At 68.5% G+C, this 20,851-nt stretch carries 19 protein-coding genes and 2 tRNA genes; 12 read left to right on the forward strand and 9 right to left on the reverse strand.

The features are described from left to right. Nucleotides 1–73 precede the first annotated feature (73 nt). The 3 genes from H623_RS0107390 to H623_RS0107400 all read left to right on the forward strand — a co-directional run bounded on the left by H623_RS0107390 (nt 74) and on the right by H623_RS0107400 (nt 2,320). Nucleotides 74–2,038, forward strand: a complete 1,965-nt coding sequence (locus H623_RS0107390) for a glycoside hydrolase family 13 protein (RefSeq protein WP_022900305.1) — start codon at nt 74–76, stop codon at nt 2,036–2,038. A gap of 96 nt (nt 2,039–2,134) precedes the next feature. Beyond that, nucleotides 2,135–2,209 (forward strand) — tRNA-Thr (locus H623_RS0107395). A gap of 37 nt (nt 2,210–2,246) precedes the next feature. Beyond that, a tRNA-Met gene (locus tag H623_RS0107400) sits at nt 2,247–2,320 on the forward strand. Nucleotides 2,321–2,464: 144 nt separating this feature from the next. Here H623_RS0107400 and H623_RS18500 read toward each other — a convergent pair. The 3 genes from H623_RS18500 to H623_RS0107420 all read right to left on the reverse strand — a co-directional run bounded on the left by H623_RS18500 (nt 2,465) and on the right by H623_RS0107420 (nt 6,080). After that, nucleotides 2,465–4,612: an NHL repeat-containing protein gene (locus tag H623_RS18500; protein ID WP_022900306.1), complete on the reverse strand. Its 2,148-nt coding sequence runs from the start codon at nt 4,610–4,612 to the stop codon at nt 2,465–2,467. Nucleotides 4,613–4,840: 228 nt separating this feature from the next. Next, nucleotides 4,841–4,984: a hypothetical protein gene (locus tag H623_RS21700; protein ID WP_022900308.1), complete on the reverse strand. Its 144-nt coding sequence runs from the start codon at nt 4,982–4,984 to the stop codon at nt 4,841–4,843. A gap of 148 nt (nt 4,985–5,132) precedes the next feature. Then, nucleotides 5,133–6,080 carry an NADP-dependent oxidoreductase gene (locus H623_RS0107420; protein ID WP_022900309.1) on the reverse strand — a complete coding sequence of 316 codons (948 nt, stop codon included), beginning with the start codon at nt 6,078–6,080 and terminating at the stop codon, nt 5,133–5,135. 95 nt (nt 6,081–6,175) lie between these two features. On the opposite strand from H623_RS0107420, the gene H623_RS0107425 reads away from it, so the two are divergent. Continuing rightward, nucleotides 6,176–6,730 carry a TetR/AcrR family transcriptional regulator gene (locus tag H623_RS0107425; RefSeq protein ID WP_022900310.1) on the forward strand — a complete coding sequence of 185 codons (555 nt, stop codon included), beginning with the start codon at nt 6,176–6,178 and terminating at the stop codon, nt 6,728–6,730. A gap of 4 nt (nt 6,731–6,734) precedes the next feature. On the opposite strand, the gene H623_RS0107430 is transcribed toward H623_RS0107425, so the two are convergent. Further along, on the reverse strand, nt 6,735–7,844 hold the full coding sequence (locus tag H623_RS0107430; protein WP_022900311.1) for an NAD(P)-binding domain-containing protein: 1,110 nt from the start codon (nt 7,842–7,844) through the stop codon (nt 6,735–6,737). Between the two features lie 125 nt (nt 7,845–7,969). Here H623_RS0107430 and H623_RS0107435 point away from each other — a divergent pair, with 125 nt between their 5' ends. The 3 genes from H623_RS0107435 (at nt 7,970) to H623_RS18510 (ending at nt 10,619) form a co-directional block, all read left to right on the forward strand. Further along, nucleotides 7,970–8,404 (forward strand): protein-tyrosine phosphatase family protein, encoded by a 435-nt coding sequence (locus H623_RS0107435; protein WP_022900312.1) that lies wholly within the window; start codon nt 7,970–7,972, stop codon nt 8,402–8,404. 122 nt (nt 8,405–8,526) lie between these two features. Continuing rightward, nucleotides 8,527–9,036, forward strand: coding sequence for a DUF6789 family protein (locus H623_RS21920; protein ID WP_022900313.1), 510 nt, complete (start codon nt 8,527–8,529; stop codon nt 9,034–9,036). After that, nucleotides 9,033–10,619 carry an alpha-amylase family glycosyl hydrolase gene (locus H623_RS18510; protein ID WP_022900314.1) on the forward strand — a complete coding sequence of 529 codons (1,587 nt, stop codon included), beginning with the start codon at nt 9,033–9,035 and terminating at the stop codon, nt 10,617–10,619. Before H623_RS21920 ends, H623_RS18510 begins: the two co-directional genes overlap by 4 nt. On the opposite strand, the gene H623_RS0107450 is transcribed toward H623_RS18510, so the two are convergent. Further along, nucleotides 10,559–11,095, reverse strand: a complete 537-nt coding sequence (locus tag H623_RS0107450; RefSeq protein WP_022900315.1) for a metallophosphoesterase family protein — start codon at nt 11,093–11,095, stop codon at nt 10,559–10,561. The genes H623_RS18510 and H623_RS0107450 overlap by 61 nt on opposite strands. Before the next feature lie 120 nt (nt 11,096–11,215). Here H623_RS0107450 and H623_RS0107455 point away from each other — a divergent pair, with 120 nt between their 5' ends. After that, nucleotides 11,216–11,452 (forward strand): hypothetical protein, encoded by a 237-nt coding sequence (locus tag H623_RS0107455; RefSeq protein ID WP_022900316.1) that lies wholly within the window; start codon nt 11,216–11,218, stop codon nt 11,450–11,452. Nucleotides 11,453–11,460: 8 nt separating this feature from the next. On the opposite strand, the gene H623_RS0107460 is transcribed toward H623_RS0107455, so the two are convergent. Both H623_RS0107460 and H623_RS18515 read right to left on the reverse strand, forming a co-directional pair. Then, on the reverse strand, nt 11,461–12,840 hold the full coding sequence (locus H623_RS0107460; RefSeq protein WP_022900317.1) for an LLM class flavin-dependent oxidoreductase: 1,380 nt from the start codon (nt 12,838–12,840) through the stop codon (nt 11,461–11,463). A 99-nt stretch (nt 12,841–12,939) separates the two neighbouring features. Further along, nucleotides 12,940–14,280: an MFS transporter gene (locus H623_RS18515; protein ID WP_022900318.1), complete on the reverse strand. Its 1,341-nt coding sequence runs from the start codon at nt 14,278–14,280 to the stop codon at nt 12,940–12,942. Nucleotides 14,281–14,471: 191 nt separating this feature from the next. Here H623_RS18515 and H623_RS18520 point away from each other — a divergent pair, with 191 nt between their 5' ends. After that, nucleotides 14,472–15,113 (forward strand): OsmC family protein, encoded by a 642-nt coding sequence (locus H623_RS18520; protein ID WP_022900319.1) that lies wholly within the window; start codon nt 14,472–14,474, stop codon nt 15,111–15,113. Here H623_RS18520 and H623_RS18525 read toward each other — a convergent pair. Next, complete coding sequence (locus H623_RS18525; protein WP_022900320.1) at nt 15,079–15,726, reverse strand: TetR/AcrR family transcriptional regulator; 648 nt, start codon at nt 15,724–15,726, stop codon at nt 15,079–15,081. The two genes, H623_RS18520 and H623_RS18525, sit on opposite strands and share 35 nt — an antisense overlap. A 152-nt stretch (nt 15,727–15,878) precedes the next feature. Here H623_RS18525 and H623_RS18530 point away from each other — a divergent pair, with 152 nt between their 5' ends. The 3 genes from H623_RS18530 (at nt 15,879) to H623_RS18535 (ending at nt 20,505) form a co-directional block, all read left to right on the forward strand. Further along, the gene (locus tag H623_RS18530; RefSeq protein WP_022900321.1) at nt 15,879–18,395 is read left to right on the forward strand and encodes an MMPL family transporter; all 2,517 of its coding nucleotides are present in this window, start codon (nt 15,879–15,881) and stop codon (nt 18,393–18,395) included. A gap of 84 nt (nt 18,396–18,479) precedes the next feature. After that, nucleotides 18,480–19,496: an SDR family NAD(P)-dependent oxidoreductase gene (locus H623_RS0107490; protein WP_022900322.1), complete on the forward strand. Its 1,017-nt coding sequence runs from the start codon at nt 18,480–18,482 to the stop codon at nt 19,494–19,496. A gap of 190 nt (nt 19,497–19,686) precedes the next feature. Then, the gene (locus tag H623_RS18535) at nt 19,687–20,505 is read left to right on the forward strand and encodes a metallophosphoesterase family protein (protein WP_022900323.1); all 819 of its coding nucleotides are present in this window, start codon (nt 19,687–19,689) and stop codon (nt 20,503–20,505) included. On the opposite strand, the gene H623_RS0107500 is transcribed toward H623_RS18535, so the two are convergent. After that, nucleotides 20,502–20,851: IS481 family transposase (locus H623_RS0107500; RefSeq protein WP_022900324.1), on the reverse strand; the 350-nt coding region annotated here is incomplete at its 5' end. The genes H623_RS18535 and H623_RS0107500 overlap by 4 nt on opposite strands.

Consider the following 20,851-nt stretch of genomic DNA (forward strand, 5'->3'; position numbering starts at 1 on the left):
GAGCCGGCCCGGAGGCCGCCATGGCACCCCGTGGTCGCGATGCGATCCGACGGTGTCCCGGTAGCCTCGATTCATGCTGCAGCCCCATCACGACGGCTCCCCGCTCTACGTCTCGGACCCGACGCCGCGAATGGGCGACAGTGTCGCGGTGCGCGTTCGCATCCCACGCGAGTTCGGGCCGGTGAAGGCGGTGCGCTCCCGATCGAATCCGGACCACGAGCCGCGGTTCACCGACGCGGCGAAGATCGGGTCCTGCGACGGCTGGGACTGGTGGCAGGCATCCATCGAAGTCGAGAACCCGGTGCATGGCTACCGTTTCCTGATCACGCGCGGCGACGGCTCGAGCGTGTGGCTGAACGCCACCGGCGTGTGGACGACGGAGACGCTGGATGTCGACGACTTCCGTCTGGTGGCTTATGACGCGCCGCCGACGTGGGTGCGCTCGAGTGTGCTGTACCAGGTGTTCCCGGACCGATTCGCGCGCTCGGGCGCCGCGGCCGACCGACCCGCGCCGGACTGGGCGATCCCGGCGAAGTGGTCGGACCCGGTCGACGACGTGCCGCCCGGTCGCTCGCAGCAGTTCTACGGCGGCGATCTCGACGGCGCGGCGGAACGGCTGGACTACCTGGCCGAGCTGGGCGTGACCCTCGTGTACCTGACGCCGGTGTTCCCCGGGCGCTCGAACCACCGGTACGACGCGTCGTCGTTCGCGCACGTGGATCCCCTGCTCGGCGGAGACGAGGCCCTCGCGAGGTTCACGGCCGCGGCGCACGAGCGCGGGCTGAAGGTGATCGGGGACCTGACGACCAATCACTGCGGGGACGGGCACGAGTGGTTCCGGGCCGCGTTGGGGCATCCAGAGGCACCGGAGAGCGAGTTCTTCTACTGGCTCGATGACGCGCACACGAAGTACGTCGCCTGGCTCGGGGTGCCCAACCTGCCCAAGCTGAACTGGGCGTCGCAGGAGCTGCGGAGGCGGTTCATCGAGGGCCCGGACTCCGTCGTGGCGCGCTGGCTGCAACCGCCGTACTCGCTCGACGGCTGGCGCATCGATGTCGCCAACATGACCGGCCGCTATCGGGAGGACGACTTCAACGCCGAGGTGCGCCGCATCATCCGGCGCACGATGATCGAGGTGAGTCCCGACACGATCCTGCTCGGCGAGTCCACGAACGATGCGGCGCCGGACTTTCAGGGGGATGCCTGGCACGGCGCCATGACGTACGCCAACTTCACGCGGCCGGTGTGGGGTTGGCTCTCGCGGCCGGGCAGCGAGTCGACATACTTCGGGCAGCCGGTGGGCGTCATCCCTTCTTATACGGGGCAGGAGCTCGTGGATGCCCACACCCGGTTCGCGGCCGCGTTCCCGTGGCGGGTGCGGCAGGGCACGATGAACGCACTGGACACGCACGATGTGCCGCGGTTCCGCACGCACGCCCGGCCGGGCGCGGTGCCGGTGGCGTTCGGGCTGTCGGTGACGATGCCCGGGATCCCGGTGGTGTGGGCCGGAGACGAGCTCGGGCTGACCGCCGACGACGGCGAGGGCTCGCGCATGCCGATGCCGTGGGGGCTGCTCGACGGCGTGCGGTCCGTAGCGGAGGGCGGCCCGGCAACGAATGTCGCAGGACCGGCGGCGGGTGCGAATGCCGAGACTCCGGATGACGTACCAGACCCGGCGACGGGTGCGACGGCATCCGAGGCGCGTGCGACGCACGACCTCTACCGTGGCTTGATCCGGTTGCGGCGCGAGCACGTGGCGCTGAACGATGGTGGGTTCCGCTGGCTGCACGTGGGCGACGACGTGCTCGTGTTCGTGCGCGAGCACGCCGAAGAGTCGGTGCTGGTGTTCGCGTCGCGGACGGCGGCGGATGTGCGGCTCGAGCTCGACGCGGTGGCCGGCTGGGAGCGCGCCGAGGTGGTCTACGGAGACATTGCGATCGACGTGGATGCCGCCGGCGAGGAGGACGACGGAGGCGTGCGTCTCGCTGTCACCGGTCCGCAGTTCGCGGCCGTGGTGCTGCCCGGAGTTCGGCTCTGATCGGCCCTGTTACGGCGGCGCGCAACGTGGCATAGGCGCCAGCCGGATGATGATATCCTCGTACGGTTGCCAATTCAGCCTTGGCTGAGCGGCGTCGCCCCGATAGCTCAGTGGTAGAGCACTTCCATGGTAAGGAAGGGGTCGTCAGTTCAATCCTGACTCGGGGCTCCAGCTTGGTGCGGGGCCTGTCGGCCGGCACGAAGTCTGCGGCGGGATAGCTCAGGTGGTTAGAGCACACGGCTCATAATCGTGGTGTCGCGGGTTCAAGTCCCGCTCCCGCTACGAATGCGAAAAGGTCCCGCATCGCGGGGCCTTTTCGCGTTCGTGACGTGAGTGGGCGCAAAACATTGACGCGCGGGTTGCGGTGCCGTCCCTTTCGGTCTCGCTGGGTGTTCTCAGCGGGCGAGGAAGTGGTGTCGACAGCGCCTACCCGTGCAGGCGCTCACGCCGACGGATCACCATGCTCCCGCCCGCCAGGAGCGCGAGCAACGCGATCGCGAGCAGCGGCACGACGTTCGAGCCGGAGTCGGCGAGGGTCGGCTCGGATGTCGCGGGCGTCGTCGGCGTGACCGGCGTCACGGATGCATCCGGCTTCGGCACCGACGTCGGTGCGGCGAGGCCGAGGTAGGCGACGATCTGGTGGCCGCCGGGGTTCGTCTGAATCGGCACCTCGAGCCAGTTGTTCGTCAGCCACACGTTGCCGGACTGGTCGATCGCGACGCCCGTGTTGCGGGTCAGCCCGTCGAAGAAGTAGCCCGTCGTGTCAGGCGAGATGGGATCACCCGTCGCCGGCGCCTGCTTCGGGCAGCCCGACGTGTCGGTGCCGCAGAACGCCGAGAGCCGCTTGCCCGCGAAGTTCGCGATCCACGCGTTGCCCTTGCCGTCGACCGCCATGCCCCACGGAATCGTGATGCCACCGCCGGCGTACTGGCTGACGGTCGAGCCGTCCGGCGAGATCGCCGCGACCGATCCCTGGGGGAACGGATCGCCCGTCGGATGCCCGGACGCGTCGAACTGCACCTGGAGGGCGGCATCGAAGGCGGCAGTGTCCTCGGCTGTCGGCCGCGTCGGACACGGCAGCGTGATGACGCCCGAGTTCGACACCCACACCGTGCCATCGGGAGCCGCCGCGAGGCCCATCGGGTTGTTGAAGTCGGATCCCGTCAGCGACTTCTCGACGGTGCCGTCGTAGTTCAGGAGGTCGACCGCATTGCCGTTGATGGCCGACACGAAGAGCGAGTGGTGATTGTCGACGACGTCGAACGGCTGATCGTCCTGCCCGAACACCTGGAAGGCCGTGGCGTTCGCGGGGGCGCCGCCAGGAACCTGGGTGACTGTTCCGTTGTTGCAGTTGGCAGTCCACACGGAGTTGTTGGCGTCGATCGCGAGACCTTGCGGCCAGTTGATGCCGCCCTGAGTGAAACCGGTCGCGGGCGAGAGCGCAGTGCCGTTCGGCGCGAACAGCGAGAGACTGTTGTGCGGCGGCTGCTGATCCGTGGGGCACCCGGGCGCCGGGGCCGCGAAACCGAAGTTGGAGACCCACACATTCCCGGTGTGCACGTCGATCTGCACTCCGTAACCGGCTCCCGAGAGGCCTCCGCCCGTGTAGGTCGTCATCTGGCCGGTGGGTGAGAACTCGAAGATCTTGTCCGAGCCGCACACCGGCGTGTTCACGTCGGCGTTGAACTGGTAGTTGTTGATCACCCAGACGTCGCCCTTGTAGTCGATCGCGAAGTTGCCGGGCCCGGCGAGCGACTGGCCGTCGCCATCGAAGCGCAGAGCCAGGGTCCAGGCATCCGGAGCCGAACCCAGCACGGGCGGATTCCCCTCGAGGGGAGCCTGCTGCGCGATGCCGTACAAGCTCGCCGGCTCGATCCCCGGATTACGGGCGATGGCGGACAAAGCGCGCAGCGTGTCACTGGGCGCAGCCTTGTCGGCGGCGGAACCTGCGGAGAGGATGCCGGCGCAGGTGCCGTCCGGGTAGTCACGCTGGTCAGCGAACGGCGCGCTGACGCAACTCGCCATTGCCGCGGTGAGTGTGTTGAACTCGGCTTCCGTCGAGGTCTCGGAACCGTTGGGCGAGGATGCCAGCACCGAGCTCTCCGCGCCCGTCGCCGAGTCGGCGACGTTCTGCGACATGGCCGCGGAGTTCTGCAGTCCGGGCGCGGCCCCGTCGACCCCCGTGTTCGAGACGAACTGGGCCATCGCCCATGCCATCGCGACGGTCGTGCGCTCGTTGACGACGACGGCGCCTCCCGCGGTCAGCACGGCCGCCATGGTCGCGCGCGCTGCACTCGGACGTGCCGGGTCGGGCGGCGCGACGGCCAGGATGTACGAGACTCCGTTCGTCGGCGGCTGTGGCTGAGCAATGGTGAACGTGCCGTCAGGGGCCACATCGGTCTCGCTGACCGGCGATGCGTTCGCAGACGCCATGGCGTCGACATGCCAGCCGGTCCAGTCGGCGACACCGGCCGCGGCGACCGTCTCGAGCCGGCCGTCCACCGTCGCGCCGGCCGCTTGAGCCGCTGAACCGCCCGCGATGACACCCGCACCGCTGAGGGCGATCGCAGCCACGACACCCAGCCATCCCGTTCGCTTCCGTGTCATTATGCGCACGGGGCGACGCTAGCCGAGCAGTAGGTCTATGCCACCCCCGATGCAGGTGAAATGGCAGAGGCCGTCACCGCGACGGCGGAGTTCGCTGCCGGCTTTCAGCTCTCGCGCCGGTCTTCTGGCGCCTCAGCCGAGCAGAAGGTGTGAGCACCATGCGGCTACTGCAGGCGCTCTCGGCCGAGGAGGACGTCAGTAGACGTCGCCGCCGCAGTACGGGCACTTATACGGCCCACCGGGGTGCATCTGGTCCTTGAACACGGTGTGCCCCTTGGTGCAACTCGCCTCCAGCAACCAGTTGCCGGTCTTTGTCTTCGACGCCTCAGTCTTGAACATTCGTACTCTCCCTCGAACCGGATCTTCTCGAGCCGCAGGCGCCGCGGAGGGTCACCCCGGCGCGGCCGGCGGTCTCACGGTACGTTTCGAACTGTTCGCGTCTCGACCCCCACATCGGGTGCTCGGTGACCGTCCGCGCTCGGCGAGATCAGGGAATGAGCACGACCTTTCCGTGCGGCGCACCCGAAAGGCTGAGCTCGACGGCGGAGCGCCAGTCGTCGAGGCGGAACGTACGGCTGATCGGCAGACGGAACTGCCCCCGAGCCGTCTTCGTTGTGTACTCGGCGGTCGGGTCGTTCGGCGGCCAACCCTGCTCACGCACCATGTCGAGGTTCACCCGTGCGCCGAGCGTCCTCGCGTCGTCGTGATCGCTGACGGTCACGACCTGGTGTGGCTCGCGCACCGTTTCGACCAGTGCCGAGATCGTTCCCGGTGCCGGCGGAGCTGCGTCGAGGGCCAGGTCCACGGGTCCGCCGGCGATTTCACGGACACGATCGGCCATCCCCTCACCGTATGGCGTGACCTGGGCGCCGAAGCCGACGAGGTCGGCGCGGAACGTCGGCCCGGCAGTGGCGATGACGCGCGCGCCGCGATCGCGCGCGACCTGTACTGCGGCATAACCGACCATGGATCCGGCACCGTGGACCAGCAGAGTGGTGTCGGAGTCGACACGCATCGCATCGAGGGTCCAGACCGCGGTCTGGACCACCATGGGCAACACGGCCGCCCGCACCGGGTCGAGCCCTTCCGGGATCGGGGCCCAGGAACGCAGGATCGCCATATCGGCCGCGCCCGCGCTCGGCTGGCCCGCGAAGTCCGCGGAACCGACGACCAGGTCGCCGACGGCGACATCCGTCACGTTCTCGCCGACGGCATCCACGCGACCGGCGACGTCGCAGCCGAACCCGCGCGGCAGCGAGCCGGCCATGAAACCTCGACAGATGTGCCAATCGGCGGGGTTGAGACCGGTGGCGATGACCCGTACCCGAACTCTGTCGGCTGGCGGGTCTGCAACTTCGGCTGTCTCGAGTCGAACCACGTCGAGTGGCTCGCCGTACTCATAGAAGCGGAGAACGCGAGAAGTGGTTGCGGTCATGTGAGCTCATCCTTCGTTTCGTGTCGCCGCGTAGCGACAGTCACTGACACTAACACGTTTCGGCAGTCACTGACATTTCTCCGTATGATCGACGCATGCCTCGAAGTGGTGCCGAAGCGCGCAGGCGACTGCGTGAGGCCGCGCTCGACTTGTACCGGGAGCGCGGCTACGACGCGACGACGACGGCGGAGATCGCTGCTCGGGCGGGCGTGACGGAACGCACCTATTTCCGTCACTTCGCAGACAAGCGCGAGGTGCTCTTCGACGGTGAACTGGAGCTTCGCGACACGATCGTCGGTGCGATCGAGGCGGCACCGCCAGCGCAGTCTCCGCTGACGGTGCTCACGCACGCATTCGTGGCCAGCGTGCCTCTGTTCGTGGCCGGGCGACGCGTGGCCGAGCTGCGCCAGTCGATCATCGACGTCACACCCGCACTGCAAGAGCGTGCACATGCGAAGTCGGCCGCCCTGGTGGCATCGATCACCGCGGCGCTGGCTGCGCGGGGCGAATCGAGGTCGTCAGCGGCTCTCGTTGGCCAGATCGGAATGGCGGCCTTCGGCCATGCGATTCGTGGCTGGAACGGCACGTCGGGCACCGACCTCGAGCGGCTCATCCGCGTCGCTTTCGACGAGGTGCGGGCACTCGACTGACGTCTCAACTCGCAGCAGGCATCCCGTTCAGATGCTTTGCGAGCGCGCTGACGGCATCCCGACCTGCCCGGTTGGCGCCGACGGTTGACTGCGAGGGGCCGAAGCCGATCAGGTGAACGCGCGGATCCGACGCCACCTGAGTGCCGCGCATGCGGATGCCGCCGAGCTCGTTCCGGAGTTGCAGCGGGGTCAGGTGCTCGAGATCGGCCTTGAATCCGGTCGCCCACAGGATGGCGTCGAGCGTGGTGAAGCTGCCGTCGGCCTCACGCACGCCGTGCGGTTCGATCCGCGTGAACATCGGGCGCCGCACCAGGGCGCCGCGCTCACGGGCGGCGACGGCGTACGGCGTCCAGCCCAGGCCCGTGTAGGAGACGACCGATCCGGTGGGGCGCCCGGCTTCGACGTCGGCGACCACCTTGGCGATCGTCTCGCGCCCGGTGGTCTCCGGCTCGAAGTGACCCTCGATGAATACCGGCTCGCGGCGGGTGTACCAGAAGGTCGTGGCCACGCGGGAGATCTCCTCAAGTTGCTGGAGTGCGGAGATGCCGCCGCCGACAATGGCGACCCGCTGCCCGGCGAACTCGTCGAGTGACACGTAGTCGTGCGTGTGGAGCTGGCGACCCAGGAAGGTCTCCTGACCGGGATAGTGCGGATGCACCGGATTGTTCCAGGTGCCCGTCGCGTTGATGACGGCACGGGCCATCCATCGTCCGCGATTCGTCTCGACGATCAGGTCGCCGGTCGGATCGTCGTCGACGCGGCGGACGGAGGACACGGCGATCGGACGGAGGACCGGCAGGGCGTATTCCCGCTCGAAGCCGGCGAAATAGCGGGGGACGGCGATTCTGCTCTCCTCGTCGGGATCGAGCGCGGGCTGCCGGTAGCGCGGCAGAGCGAAGATGCCGTTGAGTGTTGCGACCTTGAGCGATGGCCAGCGGTGCTGCCAGGCGCCGCCGGGTGCGCGGTTCGCGTCGAGAACGACGAACGTGCGGGTGCCGTCTGGGTCGTCGAGTGCGCTCGTGAAGCCGCGGTGCTGCAGATGATAGGCGGCGGAGAGCCCGGCCTGACCGGCGCCGATGACGACGACGGTCGCCCGGCGAGGAGAGTCGTTCACAGCGGAGTGAAACCCTGCGGTGGTGCGGGATCTTCCCCGACCGCACGCTTCTTCCCGGGCAGGTGCTTGTTCCGAGAGGAACGTCTATCGGCGCCGCTGCCCGCCGCGTTGCATAATCGTCACCGATGACCACCTGGAATCCGCACCTCCCCGGCGTTGTGACTCTGCCCGACGGGCGCCGCGTTCGCGGGCGGGGCCTTTCCGCAGGGATGCCTCAGGGCGAGCTCGCTCCGGAGTTCGCGCTCTACCTCACCGCGCGACCGCACAGCGAGCCCGGCTGGGAGAGCCGATGGGTGCGCTGGCCCGACTTCCGCCTGCCGCGCGACACGGACGACGCCGTCGACGCGATCCGGGATGCCTACTCCCGCGCCGGGTCGGCCAAGGTCGAGATCGCGTGCGCCGGCGGTACCGGACGCACCGGATCGGCAATGGCGATGCTCGCACGGCTGGCCGGCATCCCGAGCGCGGATGCCGTCGCCTGGGTCCGCGCGCACTACCGGCCGCGCGCGGTCGAGACGCGGCGGCAACGGCAGTGGGTGGCCCGTACGCCGCTGAGGTGAGGCAGGCTGCGCCACACGGCCTGCGGCCCAGCCTCCAGGCGCCGCCGCGCGGACACCTAGCACGATCGGACCTTCGATGCGACCGCTTTCGTCGGTTCGACCCCGCCGCGTAGAACGGGACCATGCCGATTCGTGCTGCACTGGGCATCCTCGCTGCCGCCCGCCTCGCCGGAAGACTGGCGGCCGGGGCCGCCGCGGGTGTCGTCGCCACCACCGCGATGAGCGCCGTGCTCGGCGCGCTGCACCGGGCTGGGACCATCGACCGGCAGCCCCCACAGCTCATCGTCGACACCGTGCTTCCCCACCTTCCCGAGGACAAGAACCGGGTGCTGGCGGCTGTCGCCCACTTCGGTTACGGAACCAGCGCCGCGGCAGCATACGCGGCGGCGGTTCCGGTGGCGGCGCGAGGCGCGACATCCGGCGCACTGTACGGCCTGCTCGTCTGGTTCTGCGGATACGAGGGATGGCTCCCGCTCCTGCGCGTGATGCCACCCGCCCATCGGGACGATCCGAACCGTGTCGGAACGATGGTCGCGGCGCACGTCGTGTTCGGGGCGGTGCTCGGAGGAGTCCTCAGGAACATCGCGCGAAGGGCACGTCGGCGCCATTCGCCGAGTCGGCCAACACGATGAGCTGGCCTCCCACCGGATTCGTCTACGGCATCGATGTCGCGCGGTTCCGGGATTCGAACGGCGACGGCATCGGCGACCTGGCCGGCGTGACCGACCGGCTCGAGCACATCCGCGACCTCGGCGCCCAGTGGATCTGGCTCCTCCCCATCTTTCCCAGCCTTCGCCGCGACAACGGCTACGACGTGGACGACCATGAGGGCATCGACCCGCGGTTCGGCGACCTCGACGACTTCGCGGCGCTGATCGACGGATGCCATCGGCTCGGCATCTCGGTCATGCTCGACCTGGTCGTGCACCACACCTCGGACCGCCACCGCTGGTTCCTCGACGCCCGACGCGACCGCGGGTCAGCACACGGCCACTACTACGTGTGGGCCGATGAGCCCATCGAGATTCCCGGCGACACGAACGTCTTCCCCGGCGAAGAGGATGCGGTCTGGAGCTACGACGAGACCGCCGCCGGCTGGTACCACCACCAGTTCTACGCGTATCAGCCGGATCTCAATCTGGCGAACGAGGACGTGGCCGAGGAGGTCGTCGGCATCGCGACGACCTGGCTCCGCCGCGGAGTCGACGGCTTCCGCATCGACGCCGCCATCCCGGCCGTGAACCCGAAGCCCACCGACGGCACCGGCGTGAACGAGAAGGACTTCTACCAGAAGCTGCACGCCAGGCTTTCCGAGGTGCGGCCCGACGTCGTGCTGATGGGCGAAGCCGACGTGCCGCCCGAGTCCATGGCCCCGCTTCTGCAGAGCCGTGGGATGGATGCCGTGCTCGACTTCACGCTGAACAACAGCCTGTTCCTCGCGCTGGCACGGGAAGACCCCGGCCCGGTCTACGACGCGCTCGACCGACTGGACCGCACGTCGCGCCCGGCATGCAGGGTCAACTTCGTTCGCAACGTCGATGAGCTCGACCTGCAGCAGCTGCACGACGACGAACGGACCGAGGTCATGAGGGCGTTCGGACCCGCGCCGGACATGCTCCTCTACGGGCGGGGCCTGCGACGCGGGTGGGCCCCGATGATGGGGACGCCGGAGCGCTTTCGTATGACGCTCAGCCTGCTCGCCGCCCTGCCGGGTGTTCCGCTGATCATGCAGGGTCAGGAGATCGGCATCGGTGAGGACCTCTCCGTGGAGGGACGGGATGCCTGTCGTCCCGCCATGCAGTGGACGGCGGAGGCCGGGGTCGGGTTCAGCACGCGCGCGGACTCGCCGTACATCCTGCCGGCGCAGCGCGAGGGACCGTTCGCTGCCGCGCGAGTGAACGTGCTCGACCAGTCCGGCGATGAACGCTCCCACCTCGCGCTGGCCCGTGCTCTGGCGAGGACGCGGCAGGCGTCGGGCGTGGACGGTGAGATCGCGCGGCCTGTGCCGATCCCCGGAGCGGGGTCCGTGGTGGCGCTCGCCGGGGGAGACACGGTGACGCTGCACAACCTCAGCGCCCGCCCGCAGGTGGTGACGCCGCTGACGGACGCCGACGTGCTGCTCGCCGAGGCGTGGCACGGGGACGTGCTCGGTCCCTATGGATTCGTGTGGCTGCGGACGCGAGGCGAGGCGCGGTTCGCGAGAGGAACGAGCTGAACCTGCTGCAGGCATCCATCGACGGCCTCGGCCGTGAGGTAGGTCCCGTTCGGCTGACGCCGGCGATCGGTCGGCGAGCCGGGGTTGAGCAGGCGGAGCCCCGCCGGCGTCACGGAATCCCACGGGATGTGGCTGTGCCCGAACACGAGGACGTCGGTGTCGGGGAATGCGACGTCCATGCGGGCTTCACGCCCGGCCGCCGGTCCGGTCTCGTGCACGGCGGCGAAACGGATGCCTGCCACGTTCCAACGCGCGACCTCCGGCAGCGCATCCCGCAGCTCGGCACCGTCGTTGTTGCCGTACACCGCGTGCAGCACCTTCGCCCGGGAGCGGATCCTCTCGAACAGTTCCAGGGAGACCCAGTCGCCGGCGTGCACGACGATGTCCGCATCGGCAATGGCATCCCACACCTCGGGCTGCAGGTCATGGGCGCGCTTCGGCACGTGCGTGTCCGAGAGGAGGAGCAGCGAGACCATGCGACCAGTATCTTCCCCGGCCCATGGGCGTGGCCGCGTCTCGACTTTCGCACTGCTTCGGGCCGCGGATCTCGGTGTCGGTTTCGTGCGCGGCCGGGTGAACCATAGGATGCCGTCACCATGCTTGAGAACTTCCTGCCGCAGCCTGGCACGCAGATCGTGGTCGTGAACAACACGCCCTTCACGCTCACGCAGACCGAGTCGGGCGAGCCGTGGAGCATCATCCGCGGCGAGACGACGCTCGGACACCTCTACATCAACGACCAGGGCTCGTGGGGGGTCTGGCCGCTCTACGAGGGGTGCACGTACATCCCGTCGGCGCCGACTCCCGGTGAGGCACTGCAGCAGGCTCTCTAGTCGCGGGGCTACGCCTCCACGGGCACAGACGCACGGTACCGCGCGCCACGGTGGTCGTCAGCAATCCGCGCACCCTTGCCGAGCACGGCCTCGCGGAAGGTCTGGCCCTCCTGCGGCTCGGCGAGCACGCCGCGACGGCGCAGCTCGGGGGAGACCAGGCGAACGAAGTCCTCTTCGCCGCTGGGACGGATGACACTCGACAGGTTGAAACCGTCGACATCCGCTTCCTCGACCCAGCGCTCGAGTTCGTCCGCGACGGTCTGCGGGGAGCCGACGATGACCGGGCCGCGGCCGCCGATGCTGATGAACTTCGCCATCTCGCGAATGGTCCAGACCCGCTCCGGGTCGAGCTTCGTGAACGTCGCGAGTGCCGACTGATGCGCTTCGGACTGCACGTACTCGAGCGGCTCGTCCACGTCGACGCCCGACAGGTCTACACCGGTCCAGCCGCCGAACAGTGCCAGCGCGGCCTCCGGGTCGACGTATTGCTGGAAGTCCTCGTACTTCGCCCGCGCGGCCTCGTCGGTCTCCGCCACGATCACCGTGGCCATCGTGAAGATCTTGACGGCATCCGCGCTGCGGCCCTTCTCCACGAGCGCTCCGCGCACGTTGTCGACCCATTTGCGCACGATGGATGTCGTCGGCCCGTTGAAGAAGATCGCCTCCGCGTGCTCGGCGGCGAACGACAGCCCGCGCGGCGACGCACCTGCCTGGAACAGCAGCGGCGTGCGCTGCACCGACGGCGCGGCGAGCGCCGGCCCCGGCACGGTGAAGTACTTGCCCTCGTGGTCGATGCGACGCACCTTGCTCGGGTCGATGAACACGCCCGTCTCGCGGTCAGCGACCACGGCGTCGTCGTCGAACGATGACTCCCACAGCTTGTACACGACCTCCATGTACTCGTCGGCGCGGTCGTAGCGCTCGTCGTGCGGAGGCTGCTGCGCGAGCCCGAGGTTGCGGGCGGCGGAGTTCTGGTACGAAGTGACGATGTTCCAGCCGACGCGACCGTCCGTGAGATGGTCCAGCGTGGTGAAGCGGCGGGCGAGAAGGTATGGATGCTCGTAGGTCACCGACGCCGTGACGCCGACCCCGATCTTGCTGGTGCCCGCTGCGAGGGCCGGGATGATCACCGTGGGGTCGAGAACGGGATACTGCACGCCGCCGCGCATCGTGGCATCCCCGTTCCCGCCGTACACGTCGTACTGCCCCAGGATGTCGGCGAGGAAGATGCCGCTGAACCCGCCGGACTCGAGCGTGCGGGCCAACTCGATCCAGTAGTCGAGTTCCGCGTAGCGGTAGCTCTTGTCATCCGGATGCCGCCACAGGCCGGGGGACTGGAACGCGGGCACCATCATCTCGAACGCGTTGAGCATCAGTTGCTTGGCCATCGGGGTCTCCTTCGGGTGTTACGAGTGGTCGTCGTGCCGGATGCGACGGGCGAGGGGAGCGCGTGCTCCGCACGGGCATCCGCGCATGTCACGAGGCGGTCAGAACGTGTCGGGGGTTTTCGGGTTGCGAATGTACTCGCGCGCCGGATCCTTGGCTGCGATCGCGGCGATCAGGGACAGCGCGGCGAGGGCGGTGATGTAGAGGCAGATCAGCCACGGCTGTCCTCCGCCGACCACGAGCAGCGACGCCGCGATGACCGGGGTGAGGCCGCCGGAGAGAACCGTGCCGATCTGGCATCCCAGCGACACGCCCGTGTAGCGCACCTCCACCGGGAACTGCTCGGCGAACCACGCCGCCTGCGGGCCGTAGATGGCGTCGTGAATGAAGTTCATGCCGACGACCAGCACCAGTGGCAGGAAGAGCAGCGAGCCGTTGTCGAGGAACCAGAAGAACGGCCAGATGAAGACCGCGATCGCGATGATGGCCGCGATGGCGATCGGCTTGCGGCCGAGGCGGTCGGAGGCCCAGCCCCACAGCGGTCCCGACGCGAGCCCGAGCGCGGAGACGATCGCCACGGCGATGACGCCGTGCGTGCTGTCGCCGCGCTGCGCGGAGAGATAGCTGAGCAGGTAGACGGCGAGGATGGCGAACAGGCCGGGCTGCGCCAGCCGCAGGCCGATCGTGATCAGCAGCGCCCGCCAGTGGTGACGCAGCACCTCCGCGACGGGCGCCTTGACCAGCTGATCCTCGTCTTTGATCTTGCGGAAGCTGGGCGAGTCGTCCACCCCGAGCCGGATATACAGGCCCACCCCGACGAGCACGGCGCTGGCGAGGAACGGAATGCGCCAGCCGAATGACACGAACTGCTCGTGCGTGAGGAACGTCTGTACGAGCACGAAGGCGCCGGTCGCCAGGAGCATGCCCGCCGCCGAGCCGGTCTGCGTGAAGCTGCCGAAGAAGCCGCGCAGGCCGCGCGGCGCGTGCTCGACGGCGAGGGTCGCCGAGCCGCCCCATTCGGCGCCGCTCGCCAGCCCCTGGATGAGCCGCAGCACCACGAGGCCGAGCACGGCGAACCCGCCGATCGTCGCGTAGCCCGGCAGCAGGCCGATGGCGGTGGAGGCCAGCCCCATGATGACCAGAGAGAACGAGAGCAGCGCCTTGCGTCCGATCCGGTCGCCCAGGTGACCGGCGATGGCGCCACCGAGCGGACGGGAGATGAACCCGATCGCGAAGATCGCGAAGGCGGCGATGCTGCCGATCAGCGACGACTCGGTGGGAAAGAACTGCTGGTTGAAGATGAGCGCGGTCGCGGTGCCGTACGCGTAGAAGTCGTACCACTCGACGGCCGTCCCGATGAACGACGAGGTGAGGACGCGCTTCTTGCCGGTGATGCCCGACGACGGCGCGGTCTCGGTTTCCTGAAGATCGAGGGCGGTCATGATGATCCTTCGTGGGCTGCGTGGTGCAGGACAGGGAGGTGGTGCAGAACGTGCGGGGGAACGGGCTGAGGCTAGGCCGCCCCGGGTTCCGCTCCAAGGGCGTTCGTCACAAACGCCCGAACATGTCGCCGCGTGACTCTCTGTTACGCGTTCATTTGCAGCGTCGTGCCTGGCACGCGTTGAGTTCGGTCATGACCGACACCGCGATCGACCGCACCCTCGGCACGGACGCAACGAATCCGTCGACTCCGAATGCGCCGGCGGATGCGGATGCGCTGGCGATTCCGAATGCGCTGGCGAATCCGGATGGGGCGCGGGCGGACCCGCTCAATGCGGCGGGGGTGCGAGAGGACGTCCCCGCGGTCAAGTCGGTGCGTGCTCGCGGCAGCTGGCAGGGATCCTTCGCGACGCAGTTGCAGGTGCGAGGTTTCGAGCTGCGCACCGATGAGCCGGTCGCAGCCGGTGGCAATGACACCGCCCCGACTCCGATGGAGTTCGTCGCCGCCGCGCTGAACGGCTGCATCACGGTGGTGATCGAGACGGTGGCGGCGGAGCTGGGGGTCCCGCTCGCGTCGGTCGAGACATCCAGCGCGGCGCACATGGACGTGCGCGGCTTTCGCGGAACAGCGGATGTCACGCCGCACTTCCTCGACTACGCGCTCACCGTGCAGGTGGTCTCGCCCGCGACGCCCGAGCAGCGTGACGCGCTGCAGCGCTATACCGAACGGCGGTGCCCCGCGCTCAACCTGGTACGTGACGCGGGCGTGCCGCTGACGATCGCGTGGGAGTGGGACTGCGCTACAGCGGCCGCGTCGGAGACTGCGGGCCAGTAGCCGCCGTTGCGGCCGACCTGCCGGCGTCGCTCGAGAACGTGGTCGGTGCATCGCCGATCGTCCACGCGCCGCCCGGCCCGAGCAGCAGACGCCACAGCCAGTCGGCGGCGACGTCGACCGAGGGCCGCGGATCACGCTGGAGCCAGGCGTTCACGACCCCGAGTGCCGACCCCGTGATGCCTGCAGCGACGATCTCGATGGGGATGCCCTCGTAGCCCGGCACGTTGGAGCGATTGATCGCCTCCGTGATCAGCCGCTCGATGCGGCTTCGCACCCGCGCTGTCACGATCGCGGAGCCGTGATCGCCGAGCACCCGCGAGTAGAGCGCGGCGTTCTGCTCGATGTGGTCCAGGTAGACGAAGAGGTCCTTCGGCGGACCCGGGACCGGGCCGGTGAGCGCGGGAAGTCCGGCGCCGGCTTCCTCGACCGCCGCGTCCAGGGCATCCGCCAGCAGCACGTCCTTGTCGGAGTAGTGCTGGTAGAAGCTGCTGCGGTTCACGCCGGCGCGGTCGGCGATGTCCGCGACGGTGATCTCGTCGAGGCTGCGCTCGCGGGCGAGCTGCAGGAGGGCATCCTGCAGGCTGGCGCGGGTTCGGGCGATACGGACATCCATGTCTGAGCGATTCTGCCACGAGGTCACGAGTTGGCTGAGAGTTCTGCGACAACTGACGGTTATCCAACAGGTGTCGGATAGCGTGGAGGCGTCGCGTCGTCCACCGCCGTACGGTCGCCCCCTACCCCGTCTGCACTCGAAAGGGCACACCCGTGGCCAACCTGCTCAACCGACTCGGCCTGTTCTCCGCACGCCGGGCCTGGCTCGTGATCGTCGGCTGGATCGTCGCGCTCGGCGTCGTCGGAGGCGCCTTCCTGGCGTTCGGCGGCACTCTCGCGACGAGTTTCAACATTCCCGGCACCGCGACATCCCAGGTGACCGACCAACTGCAGAAGCGGCTCGATCAGAGCGGTGGGACGACCGGAACCGTCGCGTTCCAGACCACGAACGGCGACAAGCTCAGCGCCGACCAGAAGTCCCAGGTCTCCGACCTGCTGAAAGAGGTCGGCAAGGTGAAGGGCGTCGACAGCATCGTCGACCCGTTCACGACGCAGGCGCAGTTCACTCAGCAGAAGAAGCAGCTCGCCGACGGTCAGACGCAGGTCACGGCCGGCCAACAGCAACTCGACGCAGCACAGGCGCAGGTCACGGCAGGGCAGCAGCAGCTCGACGCCGCCATCGCCCAGGCCAAGGCGGCGGGAGTCTACGACCGGTCATCAGCCACGTTCGATGCCCAGCAGGCGCAGCTCGACGCCACTCAGAAGCAGCTGGACGCCTCGCAGAAGAAGCTGAACGCGTCGCAGAAGAAACTGGATGCCGGACAGCAGCTTCTCGACGCCTCCGCCGAGATCAAGACGGTGTCGTCCGACGGCACCACCGCGCTCGGCATGGTGCAGTTCGAGAAGGACCAGTTCGAGCTGCCCGAGCAGACGAAGCAGGCGGTCGCCGACAAACTCGACGCGGCCGACATCTCCGGGGTGAATGTCACTTACTCCTCCGAGATCGCGACCTCCATTTCGGGGCTCATCGGTCCTGGTGAGATCACCGGTGTCGTGATCGCCCTCATCGTGCTGATCGTGATGATGCGGGCGCTCATGCCCGCGCTGATGCCGCTCATCTCATCGCTGGTCGGCGTCGGCGTCGGCGTCGCCGGTTCGATGGCGTTCTCCGGCGTCGTCGACATGTCGTCTGTCACGCCCGTGCTCGGCCTGATGCTCGGCCTGGCGGTGGGCATCGACTACTCCCTGTTCATCGTGAACCGCCACCGGCGGCAGCTGCTGGCCGGTATGGACGTCAGACAGTCGATCGGCCTCGCCAACGGCACCGCAGGCAACGCCGTCGTGTTCGCCGGAGCGACGGTGCTGGTGGCGCTGCTGGCACTCAACGTGAGCGGCATCGGGTTCCTCAGCGTCATGGGCACGGTCGGTGCCGTCTGCGTGCTCATCGCCGTGCTCGTGGCCGTGACGTTCACGCCGGCGCTGCTCGGACTGCTCGGAACGCGAGTGCTCAACAAGAAGGCTCGCGCGCAGATCGGACACGAGGCCCACCGGGCCCCGGTCGTGAAGCCGATGCGCACCGGGCGCGCGATCCTGACGACCGTGGTCGCGGTGGTCGGGCTGCTCATCGTCGCGATCCCGGCGCTCTCGATGCGGCTCGGTCTGCCCGACGGCTCATCGGCATCCACGAGCTCCACGGAGTACAAGACCTACAAGATCGTGGCCGACAAGTTCGGCGCCGGCATGAACGGGTCGCTCATCGTCACGGCGACGCTCCCGCACTCCGTGAGCAAGGGCGACGTCACGACCACGCAGGCGAAGATCGCCGATCAGCTCATGAGCCGCAGCGACGTGGTCTCCGTCGCGCCGGTCGGAACGTCGGATGCCCGCGACTTCATGGCGTTCGAGGTGGTGCCGCAGGACGGCCCGAGCAGCGCGTCGACGGAGGCGCTGGTGCATGACCTGCGCGACGACGCGACGCTGAACGGGGATGTGAAGATCGGCGTCGCGGGTCAGGCGAGCGCGAACATCGACATCTCCGACAAGCTGGCGGGCGTTCTGCCCCTCTATCTCGCCGTCGTCATCGGGCTGTCGCTGATCATCATGATCATCGTGTTCCGGTCGCTGCTCGTGCCGATCATCGCGACCGGTGGATACGTGCTGTCGCTGTTCGCCGCGTTCGGTGGCATGACCGCCATCTACCAGTGGGGCTGGCTGAGCACCATCTTCGGCGTGCACGACACCGGGCCGGTGTTGAGCTTCGCCCCGATCATCGTGATGGGCGTGCTGTTCGGCCTCGCCATGGACTACCAGCTGTTCCTGGTCTCGGGCATGCGGGAGGCGTACGTGCACGGCTTGTCTGCGAAAGAAGCGGTCGTGTCCGGTCTCCGTGGTGGGCGCGCGGTCGTGACCGCCGCCGCGATCATCATGATCTCGGTCTTCGGCGGATTCGTGTTCTCCGAGCTCTCCATGGTGCGGCCGCTCGGTTTCGGACTCGCGTTCGGTGTGCTGTTCGACGCTTTCGTCGTGCGTCTCCTTCTCGTGCCGGGGCTCATGCACCTGTTCGGGAGGTCGGCGTGGTGGCTGCCGCGTTGGCTGAACCGCATCCTGCCCGACGTCGACGTGGAGGGAGCCTCGCTCGAGCGCAGTCACCCACTGCACGGCGTCTCCGCCACCGGTGTTGCCCCGAAACACGCAGCGCCGGCAGTGCGCCCGCAGGGACAAAGTGTCTGAGCCGGTCGTCACGACTTCCCGAGCCGAATCCGACCGGGAATCGGAAACAACGAGAGAGCACGAACAACGAGAAAGGAGAGCGGCATGACCGAATCGCGTAAGCCGCTGACCGCGAGCAGCTCCATCGGGGAATGGCTCGACGACCCACAGGGCGGACCGCTGGTGCGCGGCCTGCTCGCCCAGTCGGGCGCCGACGAGGCGTCGCTCGCTCCCGTGAAGGGGCTGCCACTGCAGCAGCTCGTCACCCTGAGCCAGGGCCAGTTGCCGCAGTCCGTCGTCGACGACCTGGTGAAGGGCGCCAACGGGGGCGTCATCCCCGACGAGACCGAGACCAGCGGTTGGGTCGAGGCCGTGACGGCCGGCCGCTTCGCCGGCAAGACCGTCATCGTGACCGGCGCGGCCAGCGGCATCGGGCGCGCGACGGCATCCCGGATCGCGCGAGAGGGTGGACGCGTCATCGCCGTGGATGTCTCGGCCGAGCGACTGCAGGAGTTCGCCTCCTCGCTCCCCGACGCCGCCATCGTCACCGTGGTCGGCGACATCACGAAGCAGGATGACGTGGACGCGATCATCGCGGCTGCAGGCGATCGCATCGACGGCCTGGCGAACATCGCCGGCGTGAACGACGACTTCTCGCCGCTGCACGAGACGTCGGATGCCACGTGGGATCGCGTGATCGGCATCAACCTGACGGGTACGTTCAAGCTGACGCGCGCCGCGCTTCCGGCGATGATCGCGGCAGGCAAGGGCTCGGTCGTGAACGTCGCCTCCGAGGCGGGGCTGCGGGGCAACGCATCGGGCAACGCCTACACGGTCTCGAAGCACGGCGTGGTCGGGCTCACGCGGAGCGCAGCGTTCATGTACGGGACGCAGGGCGTCCGCGTGAACGCGGTGGCGCCGGGCGGGGTGGCCACGGGCATCCCCTTCCCGCCGAACGTCTCGCAGGCGGGATCGGCGCGGTTGCAGCCGTTCCAGGCGATGATCCCGGCGGTGGCCACCGCCGAGCAGCTCGCGGCATCCATCACCTTCTTGCTCAGCGACGACGGTGTGAACGTGAACGGAGTCGTGCTGCCCTCCGACGGCGGCTGGTCGGTGCAGTAGCGGCCGCGGCCCGCACCTGATCGCCCCGGCTCGAGAACATCGAGCCGGGGCGATCGTCGATCCACGGCACGTAAGCGGACGGGATGCCCGGCGCACGTGAGAGCGCGGACGCGAAGCTCCGCGCGGAACGCGGACCGGACGGACGTCGACCTCGCTGTCGTGACGGCGAGCGGGTCCGTAGGCTGAGCCGATGCCCCGCATCGCGCTGATCTCGGATGTCCACGGCAACACTCCCGCGCTCCTGGCCGTTCTCGACGCGATCTCCGCCGACGGCATCGAGATGATCGTGAACCTCGGCGATGTCGCCTCGGGTGGTGTCGACCCACGCGGGACGTTGGATGTGCTGCGGACGCGCACGGACATCGTGAACATCAAGGGCAACCACGAACGGCAGCTGCTGACGCTGGAGGCAGACCGGATGGGTCTGTCGGACCGTCTCGCGTCGCACGTGCTCACCGACGATGATCGAGCTTGGCTCGATACCCTGCCGGCGAGGCTTGAGATCGCACCCGGCGTACTGGCGTTCCACGGTGCCCCGGACGACGACCTCTGCTACCTGCTGGAGACCGTGGACGCTGGTGCGCGGAACGCGTTGCGGCAAGCGAGTGACGACGAAGTGGTCGAGCGACTCGGCGCGTCGGCCGGACAGTACGATCTCTACGCCTGCGGACACACGCATCTGCAGCGCACGCGGTGGCTGCGCGACGGCTCGCTGATCGTCAACCCGGGCAGTGTGGGCTGGCCGGCGTACGAGGATGACGCACCGGTGCCGCACCGCGTCGAGGCAGGATCGCCGCACGCTCGTTACACGGTGATCGAGAAGGATGCCGGCGGCTGGCATGCCGAAGAACGCCGCGTGGATTACGACCTCGCCGCGGCCGTCACGCTTGCACACGGCAACGGGCGACCCGATGTCGCGCACGCTCTGCGCACGGGGTTCGTCGGCGTCGATCGCGATCGACTCGGCCGAGCGCATCGTCGCCCGACCAGGAGCGGCAACACGAGCTAGGTGTGATGTCCAGGCAGGTTGTTGAGTCTGGTGATGGGTGGGGCTCCGATTGCGGAGTGGTGCCTGTGGTGATTGTAGAAGTGCAGCCAGCCCGGTAAGGCTCCTCGTCGCGCGGTTTCTGAGGGGTAGAGCCGGGCGTAGGCCCAGCCGTCGGCGAGGGTGCGGTGGAACCGCTCGATTTTGCCGTTGGTCTGGGGCCGGTAGGGGCGGGTCTTCTTCGGTGTGATCCCGAGCTCGGCGCAGGCATTGCGCCAGGCGTAGGACTTGTAGGCGGAGCCATTGTCGGACAGGACGCGCTCGACGGTGACGCCACGGTCGGCGAACCAGGAGACGGCGCGTTGGAGGA

Origin of the sequence: Humibacter albus DSM 18994 (genome assembly GCF_000421825.1) — a bacterium.
Lineage (GTDB): Bacteria > Actinomycetota > Actinomycetes > Actinomycetales > Microbacteriaceae > Humibacter > Humibacter albus.